Origin of the sequence: Rhodococcus sp. Q (genome assembly GCF_005503035.1) — a bacterium.
Lineage (GTDB): Bacteria > Actinomycetota > Actinomycetes > Mycobacteriales > Mycobacteriaceae > Rhodococcus_G.
On sequence record NZ_SCOY01000057.1, the window covers coordinates 1 to 15367 of the forward strand.

The 15367-nt window shown below is 70.3% G+C and carries 14 protein-coding genes and 2 pseudogenes; 8 read left to right on the forward strand and 8 right to left on the reverse strand.

Features of this window, described 5'->3' with window-relative positions; translation table 11 throughout:
* From FFS72_RS26700 to FFS72_RS25705, 3 genes and pseudogenes are all read right to left on the reverse strand, one after another.
* Positions 1 to 181 (reverse strand): annotated as a pseudogene (locus FFS72_RS26700) (hypothetical protein); the annotation flags it as partial.
* Positions 178 to 2532 (reverse strand): glycoprotein, encoded by a 2355-nt coding sequence (locus FFS72_RS25700; protein ID WP_137876599.1) that lies wholly within the window; start codon positions 2530 to 2532, stop codon positions 178 to 180. The pseudogene FFS72_RS26700 and the gene FFS72_RS25700, both read right to left, overlap by 4 nt.
* A complete protein-coding gene (locus FFS72_RS25705) occupies positions 2529 to 3122 on the reverse strand; it encodes an NUDIX hydrolase (protein ID WP_249353538.1) in 594 nt (197 codons plus the stop codon). Before FFS72_RS25705 ends, FFS72_RS25700 begins: the two co-directional genes overlap by 4 nt.
* A 103-nt stretch (positions 3123 to 3225) precedes the next feature.
* Between FFS72_RS25705 and FFS72_RS25710 the strand changes: the two genes are divergently transcribed.
* A complete protein-coding gene (locus tag FFS72_RS25710) occupies positions 3226 to 4692 on the forward strand; it encodes a CCA tRNA nucleotidyltransferase (protein ID WP_137876600.1) in 1467 nt (488 codons plus the stop codon).
* A gap of 38 nt (positions 4693 to 4730) precedes the next feature.
* On the opposite strand, the gene FFS72_RS25715 is transcribed toward FFS72_RS25710, so the two are convergent.
* Entirely contained in the window at positions 4731 to 6269 is a 1539-nt protein-coding gene (locus FFS72_RS25715; protein WP_137876601.1) for a glycoside hydrolase family 183 protein, read from the reverse strand.
* 149 nt (positions 6270 to 6418) lie between these two features.
* Here FFS72_RS25715 and FFS72_RS25720 point away from each other — a divergent pair, with 149 nt between their 5' ends.
* Positions 6419 to 6958, forward strand: coding sequence for a hypothetical protein (locus FFS72_RS25720; RefSeq protein ID WP_137876602.1), 540 nt, complete (start codon positions 6419 to 6421; stop codon positions 6956 to 6958).
* A 27-nt stretch (positions 6959 to 6985) separates the two neighbouring features.
* Here the strand turns inward: FFS72_RS25720 and FFS72_RS25725 are convergent, their stop codons facing one another.
* Positions 6986 to 8296 (reverse strand): MFS transporter, encoded by a 1311-nt coding sequence (locus tag FFS72_RS25725; protein WP_171018834.1) that lies wholly within the window; start codon positions 8294 to 8296, stop codon positions 6986 to 6988.
* Positions 8283 to 9251 (reverse strand): NAD-dependent epimerase/dehydratase family protein, encoded by a 969-nt coding sequence (locus tag FFS72_RS25730; RefSeq protein WP_137876603.1) that lies wholly within the window; start codon positions 9249 to 9251, stop codon positions 8283 to 8285. Before FFS72_RS25730 ends, FFS72_RS25725 begins: the two co-directional genes overlap by 14 nt.
* A gap of 128 nt (positions 9252 to 9379) precedes the next feature.
* Between FFS72_RS25730 and FFS72_RS25735 the strand changes: the two genes are divergently transcribed.
* The 5 genes from FFS72_RS25735 to FFS72_RS25755 all read left to right on the forward strand — a co-directional run bounded on the left by FFS72_RS25735 (position 9380) and on the right by FFS72_RS25755 (position 12892).
* Entirely contained in the window at positions 9380 to 10105 is a 726-nt protein-coding gene (locus FFS72_RS25735) for a TetR/AcrR family transcriptional regulator (RefSeq protein WP_137876604.1), read from the forward strand.
* Positions 10106 to 10112: 7 nt separating this feature from the next.
* The gene (locus FFS72_RS25740) at positions 10113 to 10718 is read left to right on the forward strand and encodes a YqgE/AlgH family protein (protein ID WP_050066783.1); all 606 of its coding nucleotides are present in this window, start codon (positions 10113 to 10115) and stop codon (positions 10716 to 10718) included.
* A gap of 55 nt (positions 10719 to 10773) precedes the next feature.
* Positions 10774 to 11574, forward strand: a complete 801-nt coding sequence (locus tag FFS72_RS27185; RefSeq protein ID WP_502704159.1) for a sigma-70 family RNA polymerase sigma factor — start codon at positions 10774 to 10776, stop codon at positions 11572 to 11574.
* 77 nt (positions 11575 to 11651) lie between these two features.
* Positions 11652 to 12158, forward strand: a complete 507-nt coding sequence (locus FFS72_RS25750; RefSeq protein ID WP_137876605.1) for a sigma-70 family RNA polymerase sigma factor — start codon at positions 11652 to 11654, stop codon at positions 12156 to 12158.
* The gene (locus tag FFS72_RS25755; protein ID WP_137876606.1) at positions 12155 to 12892 is read left to right on the forward strand and encodes an anti-sigma factor family protein; all 738 of its coding nucleotides are present in this window, start codon (positions 12155 to 12157) and stop codon (positions 12890 to 12892) included. The genes FFS72_RS25750 and FFS72_RS25755 overlap by 4 nt, the downstream gene beginning before the upstream one ends.
* A 108-nt stretch (positions 12893 to 13000) precedes the next feature.
* Here the strand turns inward: FFS72_RS25755 and FFS72_RS25760 are convergent, their stop codons facing one another.
* On the reverse strand, positions 13001 to 14164 hold the full coding sequence (locus FFS72_RS25760) for an RNA-guided endonuclease InsQ/TnpB family protein (RefSeq protein WP_137876607.1): 1164 nt from the start codon (positions 14162 to 14164) through the stop codon (positions 13001 to 13003).
* An 89-nt stretch (positions 14165 to 14253) separates the two neighbouring features.
* Here FFS72_RS25760 and FFS72_RS25765 point away from each other — a divergent pair, with 89 nt between their 5' ends.
* Positions 14254 to 15261, forward strand: coding sequence for a thiamine pyrophosphate-binding protein (locus tag FFS72_RS25765; protein WP_137876608.1), 1008 nt, complete (start codon positions 14254 to 14256; stop codon positions 15259 to 15261).
* Here the strand turns inward: FFS72_RS25765 and FFS72_RS25770 are convergent.
* Positions 15250 to 15367 (reverse strand): annotated as a pseudogene (locus FFS72_RS25770) (IS481 family transposase); the annotation flags it as partial. The gene FFS72_RS25765 and the pseudogene FFS72_RS25770 sit on opposite strands and share 12 nt — an antisense overlap.

The following is a 15367-nucleotide window of genomic DNA, read 5'->3' on the forward strand; positions in this document are numbered from 1 at the left end:
GGGTGGGTGGGTTCCGACGCACCTGCTGCTGCTGCCCGTGCTGCGGAGGTGGTGCCTGACCCGGACGCGGCGGCATCGGGGGGCCCTGCCGCGGATCCCTCGGGTTGCGCTCCCAGGGCGCGGCGTTGGTGCGATCGGGCGGCTGCGGGCCGTCGCCCGGCCCTCGCGTGCTGCCCGTCATCGGTCTTCGTGCCCTTCGTCCGCTGGGTCCGGTTGACCCCGGAACCGGTGCCACAGTCGCCGCCCGGCCAGCAGCAAGAGTAGTGCGCCCGCGCAGGCGGTGATGATCGCCAGCAGCTTGCCGTACGAGTTCGATCGCACCGAAACCGAGGTCGGGTCGCCCAGTTCACGGCCGTTCGTCGTGGTCAGAGCGACGTCGACGACCATCTTGCCGGTTTCCGTGACTTTCGCGGGGACCTGGAGCGAACGGCTGCCGCGTGGCGGCAGCTGTTGCTCCCCGATGTCGGTGATCGTCATCCCGGGCGGCGCGGACAGGCGCAACCGGACGGTGATCCCGATGGGGAGGTCGTTGCGGGCGACGAACAGCAGGGGGCTCTGCTCCGACGCCAGTGTGTACGCACCGCCGGGCGCGAGAACCGTCACGGATTCGTACACGCGGTCGAGCGCGCTCCTGACCTCGGTGACCCGCTGTTCGGCTGCCGCGGTCGCCGTGGTCCGACCGACGACGCGACGGTCGGAGGTGGACATCGCCCGCAGCAGATCCTCCTCGAGCGGCGCGGTGTACCCGTCGGGAGTCAGCGACGACTGCGGGTCGAGCACGAGCGTCTCGGTCAGTGCGTCCACCTCGGGCGCGGTCGCGGCGACCCCGTCGACGACGGTGGCGGGAGCGCCGTCCGCGACCGCCTGGTCGGGGTAGGCCAGTTGCACGGGTGTCGGTGCGGTCGGCCGGTCCATGAGGTCCGGCAGCGACTCTGCCGTCGCCAGACCGGATCCGAGCATCGTCGACGCGGTCGAGAGGATCGCGGCGGCCTCCCCGCCGTCGGCGGACCAGTTCTGCGGAGGTACCAGCAGCACGGACCGCGGGTCGGCGTCGGCCATCCGTGAGGCGGTGCTGCGCGGCGTCAACGACTCCCACACCATCGCGCCGAGTGCGTCCTGCAAGCGGGCCGTGCGGGAGTCCCCCGCCAGGTCGTAGCGGGCGGCGTCGGGCGTGAACGTCGGTGTCTGCGGGGTCCGCCCGACCGCGGCGAGTGCGGTCGCGGCCGAGCTGTCGAACAGCGTCGCGTACAGCGGTCCGCCGTTGGTGCCGCCGTCGATCGGAACCCGAACCGCGGTCCCCGGGTCGGTGACGGCGTTCTCCGCGAGCAGAGCAGTCGGTCCGAGCCCGGCGAGCGACGCCGCCGCGGCGGGCTCGAGGACCCCGGAATCGGGCCAGGTCAGGCCACGGAGGGAGGTCACACCCAGCACGGCGTCGACGATGTCGGCGGGGGTACCGAGTGCGCGCGCCGTCAGCGTCGCGTCCCCGACTCGGTGCAGTGCCGTCAGATCGGTCTGTGCGAAGGGAACCGCGGTGACGCACAGGTCGGAAGCCAGCACTCGCAGCCGTTCGAGCCACTCGGTCGCGGCGGCCTGACCGGTTCCGTCGTGGGCAGGTCCGGTCGGGTCGGAGGGGTCGTCGACGACGAGGTAGCCGCGGGTCATGTTCGCGACGGTGACCAGGAGGTCGGGGTCGACGGCCAGACACATGGATCCGGCGAGGGAGCGGCCGCGGTCCAGGTCGGCGTCGGTGGCGAACTCGGCCGCCGCGACGAGCTGTTCGAGCCGTCCGCCCGCGGCCAACGAGGTGGCGAGGTCGTCGTCGACGAGCCGGACCTTCTCGTCGACGGATCCGGGGATCCCCGACGCGAGCTGCGGGCGATCCGCGAGTGGCCACATCAGCGTGATCGCCACAGGATCGGTGGTCGACGGGGGCGCCGCGCCGGTGCCGGGATCGGTCGGGTCGGCGGGCACACCGAGGACCGGCAGCAGGAAGCTGGCATCGTCCAGTCGGGCCGCGCCGCCGTACTCGGGGGTGCCGTTGACATTCACCAGCAGCGGGTACACACCGGGTTCGTCGATGTCGAGCGATGCGGCCTCGGTGGAACGCAGGGGCAGCGCGACACTGAATCGGGCCGATTCCCCGACGGTGAGCTCGTCGCGGATCTCGGAGAACGGGCCGACGACGTCGAACTGGTCCTGTCCGTCGGTGAGGACGGTGCGCAGTTCGTCGGATGTGCTGACGGCGGGCGCCCGCTGCAGGCGGATCTGGATGTCGCTCACGGGGCGGTCGCCGATGTTCGTGACGGTGCCGGAGACCGTCACGGTCGGCGTGCTGGACGTCGTGACGGTCGTCGGGGTGACCTTGTCGATCGACAGGTCGACGAACTGCTGGGACTGGCCGCCACGTTGGGTGGGCAGTGCGACGCCGGATGTTCCGGTGGGTGCGGCGCCCGCGAGGGTCGGCTGTGTGAGAGGTGCGGCCAGGGCCAGTGCGGTCAGGGCGGTCGCGGCCAGGCGACGGATCGTGATCATCCGTTCTCTCGGGCCCCGCTGTGGTTGTCCGGGTTGGCGCTACCCGCGTCGCCGACCTCCTGGCCTGCGGCGATGCGGTCGAGGAGTTCCCCCGCGACCTCGGCGAGGCGTCGTTCGTCGGCGTAGGCGAGGCGTGACGCGAGTTCGGCGAGCGGCACCCAGGCGACCTCGGTCACCTCGACGTCCTCGTCGGACAGTTCGCCGCCCTGGAACCGCAGCAGGTAGTGGTGGACCGTCTTGTGGATGCGCCTGCCCTCGGTGACGAACCAGTAGTCGATGCTGCCGAGGGATGCCAGGACGGAACCACGGATGCCGGTCTCCTCTGCGACCTCACGGATCGCTGTCTGTTCGGCGGTTTCGCCCTGTTCGATGTGCCCCTTGGGCAGCGACCACAGCAGCCGTCCGCGCCGGTCGGTGCGTCCGATCAGCGCCGCGCACTGGAGTTCTCGGGGGCCGTCCAGTCCGTCGACGACGAGGCCGCCCGCGGACGTCTCACGCACCGTGCGCATGCGCTGGTTCGTGCGTTCGCCGTGCCCACCACGACGCCGCGGGTTGCGGCGGCTGCGGTTGGCGCGTTCGGCTGGAGACACCCAATCGATACTAGTTGTCTCTGTGCGGCGTCCGTCGAATCCCACACCGGTGGCCGCTCGGCGCGCGCTGAGGCCCCCGCCCAAGTCGGTAAGCTGCACAGTCGTGGTTTCCCCTACTCCCGACGAGGACCGTCGCGCGCGGTTGCTCGCGTCCGCGTCCGTGACCCTGCGTGGCCTCTCGGATGTGCTGACCCCACTGGGTGCGCGGTTCGCTGCGGCCGGACACGAGTTGTACCTCGTCGGCGGCAGTGTCCGCGACGCGGTGCTCGGGCGGCTCGGCACCGATCTCGACTTCACCACCGACGCGCGTCCCGAGCAAGTGCAGGCGTTGCTCAAGGGCTGGGCCGACAACCAGTGGGACACCGGGATCGCGTTCGGGACGATCAGCGCGGCGAAGGACGAGCAGCAGATCGAGATCACGACGTTCCGCACGGACGCGTACGACGGCGTGACCCGCAATCCCGAGGTGCAGTACGGCACCAGCCTGCGGGAGGATCTGGTCCGCCGGGACTTCACGGTCAACGCGATGGCGGTCCGGATCGGTGCGGACGGCGAGCAGGAGTTCGTCGATCCGCTCGGCGGGATGGACGCGTTGCTCGCGGGCGTGCTCGACACCCCGGCGGCGCCCGAGATCTCGTTCAACGACGATCCGCTGCGCATGCTGCGCGCGGCGCGGTTCGTCTCCCAGCTCGGTTTCACGCTCGCGCCGCGGGTGCACGAGGCGATCGTGGAGATGGCGGACCAGATCGACCGGATCACCGCGGAACGTGTGCACGCCGAGTTGGACAAGCTGATCCTCGGTGAGTACCCGGGCGAGGGTGTCGACGTCATGTGCGAGACGGGTCTCGCGGAGCGGGTGCTGCCGGAGATCCCCGCGATGCGGTTGGAGATCGACGAGCATCACCAGCACAAGGACGTCTACGAGCATTCGCTGACGGTGCTCAAGCAGGCGATCGACCTCGAGGAGGGCGATCCGGACCTGGTGCTGCGCTGGGCGGCGCTCCTGCACGACATCGGCAAACCCGACACCAAACGCAACGAGGCCGGCGGCGGCGTGAGCTTCCATCACCACGAGGTGGTGGGCGCGAAACTGGTCCGCAAGCGGATGCGGGCCTTGAAGTACTCGAAGCAGATGGTCGAGGACGTGTCCCGACTCGTGTTCCTGCACTTGCGCTTCCATGGGTACGGCGACGGGGCGTGGACGGATTCGGCGGTGCGCCGGTACGTGACGGACGCTGACGAGTTGCTGCCGCGGCTGCACAAGCTGGTGCGGGCCGACTGCACGACCCGCAACAAGCGCCGGGCTGCCAAGCTGCGCGCCACCTACGACGATCTGGAGTCGCGGATCGCGCGGATCGCGGAGCAGGAAGACCTGGCGCGGGTGCGTCCCGACCTCGACGGCAACGCGATCATGGAACTGCTCGGGATCTCCGCCGGACCGGATGTCGGTCGGGCGTGGACGTTCCTGAAGGAACTGCGCCTCGATCGTGGCCCCCTGCCCCGCGAGGAGGCGGAGGCGGAACTGCTGCGCTGGTGGGGAGAAAGCGGCGGCGCCGCCGCCCGCGGGTGACTCTCACCCACCCGGGGTGACAGTCACGCACAGGCGCGTCAGCGCAGCGTCGTGTGCATGAGATACACGTTGTAGCTGTCCCATTCGGACATGGTGAAGTACAGATCGTTCTCGGTGGACCAGGGGTGGATGAAGCCGCCGTACATCGCGGGGTAGTCGCTCGAGTGGACGACGGGAACGCCCTTCGTCCACTCGCCCTGCGGGCTGGTCGCCTCCCGCAGCACGATCGCGCCCGCGACGGTGTCGAGGTAACTCATCTGCCACAGTCCGCGGGTGGCGTCGTAGCGGACGGACAGTTCGGCTGCGGTGTCGTGGAGGATCGGTGTCGGCCACTTCTCCCCCACCGGGCTCCACTCGCCGTCCACCCAGTACTGGTAGGCGCTCTTGTTGAGCACCTGGTCCTGGGGGACGCGGGCGACGGCGACGGTGCCGAGACGTCCGTTGGGGGTGCCGAACATGTAGACGTGGTCGCCGGCGGGGACCATGGCGGCCACCTGAAAATTGTTGAGGCCGAACAGGTTGTCCCATCGGGCATGCGGATCCTTCGTCCACGTCTGCCCGTCGTCGTCGGAGTGGGCGATGCCGCCGTAGTTCGTGTACCAGAGTCCGGGGATGATGCTCCACCGCCGCACGGACATGTAGCTCATGTACTGCCGGTCGCCGATCGCGAATCCGGATGTGGGGATGGTCGTCGTTTCCCAGTTCTTGATCTTGCGGCTGCCGAGGACCTCGGCGGCGTGACACCGGCTGTCCTGGACCATGGAGTCGATGGTCAGGCCGTCCGACAGGTCGCGATCGGTGCTGTGCCCCAGCACGTTCGAGCGCCAGTCCGTTCCGTTGGCGCCGGGAGGTTCCCAGTCGGTGCCGAAGGTGTCACCGAAGGCGATCGCGACCTCGCCGGGCTTCGACTCCCATGTGATGCCGAGGTCGGTGCCGTCGACCTGCCAGCGCTTGTCGGTCCGGTTGATGGATCCGTGTCCGGTGAGTTGCGCGACGAGCCTCGTGGAGCCGACGTCGGGAGGCTGCGGCGCCTGCGACTGGGGGGCGACCTCGACCGGCGGCGACACCGGGTCCGGTGCGGGCGGAACATCAGGCTTCGGACCGGGAATGGGAATCGGGATGGGTTCGATGTCGGGCGTGATCGAGAACCGCGGCACCGACGAACCGTCGGAGCCGGACGAGGACGAGTCCGACGAGGAGGAACCCGACGATGCGGAGCCGGACGATGCGGAGCCGGACGATCCCGGGTCCTGTTCGGTCGGCTCGGGCGCGGAGTCGGTGAGGTCGGGGCAGGGGTCCGCGCAGGGGTCGGTGGGCAGCGGATCCTGCGGCACCCGGGTCTGATCCTGGGCGGGGTCGTTCATGGGCACGGTGACGATCTGCGGCCACGGGAATCGGATGTCGACGTTTCCCGGAAGGGCAGGACCGCCGCCCGCTGCGGACGACGGGTCGAATCCGGTTTCGCCACAGGAATTGACGGGCGCGCTCGGCGCCGCTGACGTCGTCGGGGGGATCGCGAGTGGCGCCGACACCGCGAGTGCGAGGGCGAACAGTGGTGCGCCGATCCGGCGGTGCATGCGGCCCCTCCCCTTCGCGAACGGACGGCCAACGCACGGCCGGTGAACGAAATCTAGCAGCGGGACGCGCACCTTCCCCGGCACGTCGCCCGTTCGACCGACGGACGCGCAGCGGGAACCGGTCGCACTCGGCGCGCGTCCAAACCCGTATGGACCTGGTGGAGTATGTCTTCGGAACCGGGGCGGGCGACCCGTCCGGGTGGGTTTCGCCCGCCGATCTCGACCTCGGCGCGCCGGGATCCCTGGACGCCGTCGCACTCGACTTCGACGGCGACGGTTGGTGCGACGACGCGCTGTGGGACAGAGACGGGGACGGACACGCCGAACTGTCCGTTCTCGACGTCGACTCCCCGGCGGCGCGCTACTTCGCCGATCCGGATGGTCTCGGTACGTGGGCGGTCGAGGTCACCGACCCGAGTGCGCCGCAGTCGGTCGGTCCCGGTGTCGCGGTGTCTGCCGTTCCCGAGCCGAGCGGTTCGGCGACGGTGGACTTCGCGGGTGACGGCAGCGCCGACGACACCACGGTCGACCTGGACGGCGACGGGGCGCCGGACGTGGTGGTGGTTCCGAGGGGTTCCGTCACGGATTTGCTCGTCGACAGCGACGCGAACGGGTCGATGGATGTGCGGTTGGTCGACACCGATGGTGACGGCACGCTGGACGGGGTGGCGGACTCGGTCGTCGACTGAGCGGCGGGGAGATCGAACGGTCGGAAATCAGTGTGCGCGTCGGGTGTTCGCCGCGACCCCGACGAGGCCGAGCGCATAGGCGGCAGCGCCGACGTAGACCAGGCCGGGACTGTTGCCGTCGGGGGCGACGACGGTGGCGGCCCCGGCGAGCGCGGCGAGGAATGCGAGGTTGAAGACGGTGTCCTGCAGGGCGAACACCTGCCCGCGGCGGGCGTCGTCGATGTCGATCTGCATGGCGGCGTCGCCGGTGAGTTTCACGGTTTGACCAGCCAGCCCGAGCAGGAAGGCGCCGACGAACAGGGAGCCCTGGGTGAGTGCCGCGATGAAGGTGGCCTGGACGAGCAGGGCGACGGTGAGTCCGAGGACGACGGTGCGGGTGCGGCCGAGACGTGGGATCAGCACCGGTGTCGCGACGGCGGCGAGCAGCATTCCCGCCGCTGTCGCGCCGACCGCGACGCCGAAACCGGCGAGTCCGCCGGGCAGGCCGTCCCCTGCGTGGGGGTCGCGGAGCAACAGCACCATGATGAGGGTGTCGATGCCGAAGACGATGCGGTGCACACCGATTCCGATCATCGCGGTGGTGACGCCGGGTGCCTGCCACACGGCGGTCGCTCCGGTCCGGAGTCCGGCAGCGACGGCGTGAACGGCGGCCGTTCCGACGGGGGCGGTGTCGGTTCGGGTGCCCGGTCCGAGGCGGTGCGGTGCGAACCCGGCGGCGGCGATCGCTCCGACAGCCGATGCGACGGCGGCGACCGCGACCACGATTCCGGAGCTGCGATCGCTGGTACCGAGGACGGCGATCAGGGTGACGGCGGTGCCTGCTCCCGCTGCGGAGACGGCGGAACCGACCGTCGCGAGAACGGAATTGGTTGACACCAGCCAGGATTCGCGTACGACGTGCGGAAGCGACGCCGACACGCCTGCGAGGACGAACCTGCTCACCCCCACGGCGCTGAGGGCGAGTATCAGGACGGGGGCATTCGGTGCGCCGACGACGAGGCAGGCGGCTGCCGCGAGAATCAGGGTGCCGCGCAGCAGGTTCGCCCACATCAGGACGACGCGGCGGTCCCAGCGGTCGAGGAGGGCGCCGGCGAAGGGGCCGATCACCGAGTAGGGCAGCAGCAGCACCGCGAATCCGGCGGCGATGGCGAGGGGGTCGGCGTGCCGTTCGGGGTTGAAGAGGAGGGCTCCCCCGAGTGCGGCCTGGAACATGCCGTCGCCGAACTGGCTGGCGAAGCGGACGGCGACGAGGCGTCCGAGCCCGGGCGTCGCGCGGATCGTCGCCCGCAACCGGTCGAGTACCCGGCCGGAGTGGTCCGGCTCGTCAGTGCTGCCCACCGCCGGACCCTACCGCGGACTCGGCGGTGCGCCGGTCCCGCCACCAGGCGACGGTCGCGGCTGCGGCCTCGGGCAGCGGAGTCGGAGCGAGCTCGAGAAGCGCCTCGCTTCGGGAGGAGTCGAGCACGAACGGGCGCTCGAACTGGTACAGCATCTCGGCCAGTTCGCGGGTCGGACCGTGGACGCGGCCGAGCGAGCGCAGCGCCCAGCTGGGCAGGACCCCGACCTTCGGGTCGGCGATGCCCGCGGCGTCCGCGAATGCCTGCACGAGTTGTCGTTGGGTCGGGGCGGTTCCGGTCGGGGCGTGCAGCACGGTGTTCCACACGCCCGGCCTGTCGGCGGCGGCGATCATGGCGGCGGCGAGGTCGGGGACGTAGGTGAACGAATGCGGGACGTCGAGCGCGCCCATCACCCGGACCCGGCGGCCGGCGAGGAGCGTCGCGACCATGCGTTCGCCGCCGTGGGCGGTGAGCACGTGCGGTCCGAAGAAGTCGGAGGCGGCGACGCTGACGGTGGGCGTCGTGGAGCGTTCGCGAGCGCCCAGCAGCTCGGTTCGGACGCCGAGCTTGCCGGTGGTGGCGCTGCGTGGGGTCTGTTCGGTGATCGGACCGTCGACGGGACCGTAGGAGTAGAGGCTTTCCGGGAACACGACGACGGCGCCCGCGCGACCGGCGGACTCGAGTACGGCGGCCTCGGTGGCGGGAAGTTCGCGGCGCCACGCGTCGGCCGCGTATGCCGAGCCGTGGGTGCAGTGGAACAGGGCCGCCGCGCCGTCCAGGTGGGCGTCGAGTGCGCCGGGCACCGACGCGTCGACGCGGTGGCGTTCGATCGCGGGGTGGTCGGGTCCGGAGCCCGATCGGGTGAGGACGTGGACGCGGTCGCCGCGTTCGGCGAGTTGGGTGGCGACGGTCCATCCGACGGGTCCGGCGCCGGTGACGACGTAGTGGTTCGACATGGGGTCCTCCTCGATTCGACGATTGGAGAGCACTGCTCTCGTTTTGAGAATGAACCGTCGCGGACGCAATGTCAAGAGCACTGCTCTCTAAAGTTGACAGTGCTCACGAATGGCGTCACGCTGGGCGAGTGACCGGAACCCCCCGCCAACGCGCCCGCGAACAGACGCTCGCCGACATCACCCGCATCGGTCGCGCCCACCTGGAACGGGACGGCGCCGCCGCACTGTCACTGCGGGCCGTCGCGCGCGACCTCGGTGTCGTGTCGTCGGCGGTGTACCGGTACGTCGCCAGCCGCGACGACCTGCTCACGCTGCTCGTCGTCGAGTGCTTCACCGAGCTCGGCGACGCCGTCGATGCGGCCGTGGCCGCCGTCGACCCCGACGACGACCTCGGCCGGTTCCGTGCGCTCGGGCACGCCGTCCGCGACTGGGCGCTCCGGGAACCTGCGGGTTACACGCTGCTGTTCGGGAGCCCGGTGCCCGGCTATCACGCGCCCGCGGACCGGACGACGGGGCCTGGCACCCGCGTCGTCGTCGCTCTCGTCGGAATCGCCGAGACGGCGCACCGAGCGGGACGCCTGAGCGTGGCGCCCGCCGAGCCCGTCCCGGCCGGACTCCACCACGACGCCGCCCGTATCCGGAGCGAGCTGGACGTCACGCTCCCCGACGAGGTCCTGACGCGCGGTGTCCTGATCTGGGCGTCACTGTTCGGAGCCGTCGGCTTCGAGGTGTTCGGTCAGTACGGCGTCGACACGTTCACCGACCCGCGCGCACTCTTCGACCATCACCTCACCGTGCTCGCCGCGACGTTCGGGTTGTCGCAAGGGCACGTTCCGGCTACCTCGGTGCAATGATTGTCCGGTGGAATCCGCTGACGAACCCGACGACCGGACGGCCTCGACGGAACGTGCGGTGCGGCCGGGCAGTCTGCTGGTCTCGGCCACCGGCATGACGGATCCGTCGTTCCGGCGCACCGTCGTCTACGTCATCGAGCACAACGACGGAGGCAGCCTCGGGGTCGTGCTGAACCGCGCGAGCGAGACGGCGGTTCACACCGTGCTACCGCAGTGGGCGCCCCTGTGCGCGCGCCCGCAGGCCCTCTACATCGGCGGTCCCGTCAAGCTCGATTCCGCGCTGTGCCTGGCGACGGTGAAGACCGGTGCCCGCATCGACGGTGTTCCCGGCCTGCGCCGCGTGGACGGTCGGGTGGTGATGGTCGACCTCGACAGCGACCCCGAGCAGGTGGGACCGCATCTCGAGGGGGTCCGGGTGTTCGCGGGCTACTCGGGTTGGACGTTGGGGCAGCTCGACGGCGAGTTGCAGCGCGACGACTGGATCGTGCTGTCGGCGTTGCCGTCGGATGTGATCGGCTCGCCGCGCTCCGACCTGTGGGCGCAGGTGCTCCGTCGCCAACCGCTGCCACTGTCCCTCCTCGCCACACATCCGCTGGACGTCGACCGCAACTGACCGGGCTCCTGCCGATCCGACCGGGTGCCGATACCGTGGACACGGGAGGTGCCGGATGTCACAGAGTCCATCGGAACGCATGCGCGTTCTGTATGCGGGGCACGCCGCCGAACTGTGGCGATATGCGATGCGACTGACGGGCGACCGCGTGCAGGCGGAGTCGGTGGTCGAGGGGACGTTGCTACGCGCGGTGGAACGGCCGCGGATGCTGGACCGCGGCGATTCCGCGGTGCGGGCGTCGTTGCAGGCGACGGCGCGGGATCTCGCGGGAGTTCGCGTCGACCACGATGACGACGGTGCGGAGGAGACAGCTGTCGTTCCCCTCCGCGACGACGCCGCCGCGGGCGATCCACCTCCGGACCTGCTGCCCCGGCTCCTCGACCGAACCCGCACCCGAAGCCGTCGCATCCGCACCGCCGTCTTCGCCGTCGCCGCGACCGCCGTGGTGGCGGCGGTCGCCTACGCGATCACACTCATCCCCGCCCCGTCCGCCGGGCCGTCGTCGAGCATGCCGCTGGGGCCGTCGGCGCCCGTGACGAATCAGCCGATGCAGCCGGCGGTCCCCTACCCGATGACGGCCGAGGTGTCGGTGATCGGACAGGAGCGAGGCACGAGGATCGACGTGGTCGCACACCGCGCGGCACCGCCGGGTGGCGGCATCGGCAACGAACCTTCCACGTACGCAATGGTTCTCACCGACCACAACGGAACCCCGAGCACGGTCGCGACCTGGACCGCCGCGGCGGGCGAGTCGGTCACGCCGTCCGGTTCGACCGACCTCCCGATGCTGTGGGTGGAGCGGGTCGACATTCGCTCGGTCGACACCGATCAGGTGGTGCTGACCGCCACCTTCTGATCGGTCGCTCGGTATCCGAATCGTTGCCTCCTGAACCGAACCCGCCCCCGTTACCGTGTACATGGCGGAGGTGCCGGATGCCGCAGGATCAGGCCGAGCTGATGCGTGTGCTCTACGCGGAGCACGCTGCGGCCCTGTGGCGGTACGCGATGCGACTGACCGGTGATCGGGTGCAGGCGGAGGACGTGGTCCAGGAGACCTTGCTGCGGGCCTGGAGGCGTCCACAGATCCTCGATCAGCGGGAGCGTTCGGCGCGGGCATGGTTGTTCACCGTCGCGCGCAACCTGGTCGTCGACGAGTTCCGGAGCGCGCGGTCACGCCGCGAGTTCGGTACCGACTCGCCACCGGAGCAGGCGAGCCCCGACACGACCGACGCGGCGCTGGACTCGTGGCTGATCGCGGACGCGTTGACGCAGCTGACCGCGGACCATCGCGCGGTGCTGGTGCGGGCCTACTACCAGGGGATGTCGACGCGGCAGATCGCGGAAGTCCTCGACATCCCGGACGGAACCGTGAAGTCGCGGCTGCACTACGCGTTGCGGACGATGCGGCTGGCCTTGCAGGAAATGGGGGTGACACCGTGACCACTGATGTGGACCCGTTCGCGCACTGGGACGCGGCCTACGTGCTCGGGGCCCTGGATACCGACGATCGCCGAGCCTACGAACGGCACCTCGACGACTGTGACCACTGCTCGATGGCGGTCGCCGAGGTCGCGGGCGTTCCCGCGCTGCTGGGCCGGGTACCTGCGGCGACCGCGCTGGAGCTGGATCGTGCTCCACGCGGCCTGCACTCGGACGTCGCGGGTGAGCCTCCACGCGACCTGCTGCCGAAGCTGCTCGAACGGACCCGGCCGCCGCGCCGGTGGGGACGGGTGGTGGGAGTCGGGGTGGGTCTGGCCGCGGCGGCGGCCGCGGTGGTGGTGGCGGTGTCGGTGCTGCCGACCTCGCCGACCGGTCCGTATCCGGGTGCGCCGCACGGCCCGACGGCGCCGGCGGGCGTGCAGCCGATGGCGGCGGTGGTGCCCAGCCCGCTGACCGCGGAGGTGTCGGTCAGCGCGCAGCAGTGGGGCACCCGGATCGACGTGGTCTGTACCTACCAGGAGCCCTCCGATGAGGGCTACGGAACCGACAGGTCCGAGTACGAACTGCTGCTGACCGACCGGGCGGGTGTCACGACCAGCCTCGCGACATGGTCGGCCGCGGCCGGGCAGACGGTGACCCCGTCGGCGACGACGAGCGTCCCGATGCCGTGGATCGACCGCATCGACATCCGTTCGGTGGACACGGATCAGGTCCTGCTGACCACCGCTTTCTGACCGCCGGTGAACCGTTCGACACCTCCCCTCGTGTTCACGGTGAGGCACCGGGTCGAGCGGCACGGGAGGTGGGTCGTTAACGCTTCTCCTGCCTGAAGGCAGGAGATTTCACGCTCGGACCGCAACCCGACCATCCCGTCGAGGGAGGTGATCAGATTGACTGACATCGTCAACACGTGTGTGGCCGCGCTCTGCCACAGCCAGGACCACCCCGGCAGCGTTCCGATCCCGACCAGCGGTGAAACCGCAGACCTCACATCGGAAAACCCTCTCACCGAGCCCGAGGCGCTGCTTGGCTCTCGCGAAACACCCCGAACACGTCATGCTCGTGTACGCGGGCCGCACCAACACCACCCTCCGGCCGGCCCGCACACCACGCTCGATCAACTCTCGCTTCGCCGCGCCGATCGCAGCATCGGCGGCCTTACGCGCCATCGTCGACTTCGCGAGAAACTTTGGTGTGAAGTCCTCCACCGCGATCAACTCATGGTTGTCGACGACGAGTTTCGCCCACACCCGGATATCGTGTTCGGTTTGCCGGGCCGCCTTCTTCTGCAGTCTCGCGGCCTGCCGCTTCGCCCGCTGATAGCCCTTCGACTGCGGACCACGTTTCCCGGAGTGGCGGCGGGCCATTGTCCGTTGCGCCTTCGCCACCTCCGCCGCGCACCGCTTCCGATGCCCCCGAAACGGCAAATCGAAGGACTCGTCGGTGGTGGTGGCCGTGGTGGAGACGCCCCAGTCCACACCGATCCCACCCACAGCCTCAGGAACCGGTTCAGGGTCGCGGCGGACAACGAACGAGGCATACCAGTGGCCGAGCGAATCACGGGAGACACGGACACTCGACGGCTCCGACGGCAACTCCCGCGACCACACCACCGGGATCCGGACACCCCTCGGCAGCACCAACCGGCCGTCACGGATCTGGAATCCACGACGCGTGAATTCCAGGGTGGGCAATGTGTTCTTGCGGGCCTTGAACGTCGGGCGACCACGACCCTTCACCGTGAACGACTGCGCCAGCGACTGAGCGTACGTCCGCAGGGTTTGTTGCTGAGCGACCTGCGACCCCTCCCTCAACCACGTGTTGCGCGACCGCACCTCCGTCAACAGTGTCGACAGCATTCCGAACGTCGGCCGCGCCCCCGACTTCTGTTGGTGGACGGCCTCGTTCCACAGGAACCGGCACCGATCCCACTCCGCGACCAACGCCCGCTCCGCGAGCGCGCCGGGACGGAGCCGGAACGTGTACCGAACGACCTCTTCCCCCATGCACGGCAACGTAACCGAGACCACCGACAGGAAGGAGGATGGCGCTTCCTCTCCCCCGTGAGCGAGGGAGTATCCGCGCCAAACACGCGATGACGGAGCGCAGAACCGCGGTGAGGGTGGTGGACCGCCTCGTCGGCGCGCTCGCGGACCGGAGGGTCCGGTACGTGTTCGGGGTCGACGGCGCGAACATCGAGGACGTCTACGACGCGCTGGCCCTCACCGCGGCCCCGATCGCCGGGATAGTCGCCAAACACGAGTTCGGGGCGGCGACGATGGCGGACGGTGCGGCCCGCAGCACCGGCGGCCTCGGCGTCGTCGCGGCCACGTCCGGTGGCGGTGCGCTGAACCTGGTCGCCGGCCTCGGGGAGGCGTCGGCCTCGCGGGTACCCGTGCTCGCGCTCGTCGGGCAGCCGCAGACCACGCTGGAGGGTCGTGGCGCCTTCCAGGATTCGAGCGGCCTGTCCGGCACCATCGACGCGGTCACGCTGTTCGCCCAGGTGTCGCGGTACTGCGCGCGCGTCGAGCGTCCCGAGGACCTGGACGGGCATCTGAGCCGCGCGGTGTCGGCGGCGACTGCGGGCGGGCCCGCGGTGCTGCTGCTGCCGAAGGACGTCCAGCAGGCCGCGGCGGACCCGTGGTCGCCCGGCTCCATCGCACCCACCGCGGCCGTGGAGGCACCGGACATCGGGGCACTCGCCGCGGCACTGGATCGGGCCCGGCGTCGCGGCAAGATCGTCGTCGTCGCCGGGGACGAGGTGGCCCGCGCCGACGCGCGTGCCGAACTCGCCGACCTGGTCCGGGTGCTCGACGCGTCGGTCGGGGTGGCACCCGACGCCAAGGACGTCGTGGACCCGGACACCCGAGGCTACTGCGGCGTCGCCGGCGTCATGGGACACCCGGAACTCGTTGACGCCGTGCGATGTTCGGAGTTGTGCCTGCTCGTCGGCACGCGGATGCCGGTGCTCGCCCGCGTCGGTCCGGACGAGCTGATGCGCCGGGTGACCGTGGTTTCCCTCGGCCACGCGCCCCCGTATCTGCCGTCCACCCACACGGGCACCGGTGACCTGCGGGCCGCGCTGCGCGCGCTAGTTGTATGAGGCCATGACGTTGGTGACACCGGCGTGGAGTCGGGTCGCTGGCGGCCGGTTTCCGGCGGCAGTGTGGGGTCGATGGTAGTTGTAGTGGACGTTCCAGACCGCGAGT

Excerpts from the sequence above, each read along its gene's own strand:
- FFS72_RS25700 (WP_137876599.1), bottom strand. The coding sequence starts at position 2,532 with ATGATCACGATCCGTCGCCTGGCCGCGACCGCCCTGACCGCACTGGCC.
- FFS72_RS25715 (WP_137876601.1), bottom strand. The coding sequence starts at position 6,269 with ATGCACCGCCGGATCGGCGCACCACTGTTCGCCCTCGCACTCGCGGTG.
- FFS72_RS25720 (WP_137876602.1), top strand. The coding sequence starts at position 6,419 with ATGGACCTGGTGGAGTATGTCTTCGGAACCGGGGCGGGCGACCCGTCC.
- FFS72_RS25730 (WP_137876603.1), bottom strand. The coding sequence starts at position 9,251 with ATGTCGAACCACTACGTCGTCACCGGCGCCGGACCCGTCGGATGGACC.
- FFS72_RS27185 (WP_502704159.1), top strand. The coding sequence starts at position 10,774 with ATGTCACAGAGTCCATCGGAACGCATGCGCGTTCTGTATGCGGGGCAC.
- FFS72_RS25750 (WP_137876605.1), top strand. The coding sequence starts at position 11,652 with ATGCCGCAGGATCAGGCCGAGCTGATGCGTGTGCTCTACGCGGAGCAC.
- FFS72_RS25760 (WP_137876607.1), bottom strand. The coding sequence starts at position 14,164 with ATGGGGGAAGAGGTCGTTCGGTACACGTTCCGGCTCCGTCCCGGCGCG.
- FFS72_RS25765 (WP_137876608.1), top strand. The coding sequence starts at position 14,254 with ATGACGGAGCGCAGAACCGCGGTGAGGGTGGTGGACCGCCTCGTCGGC.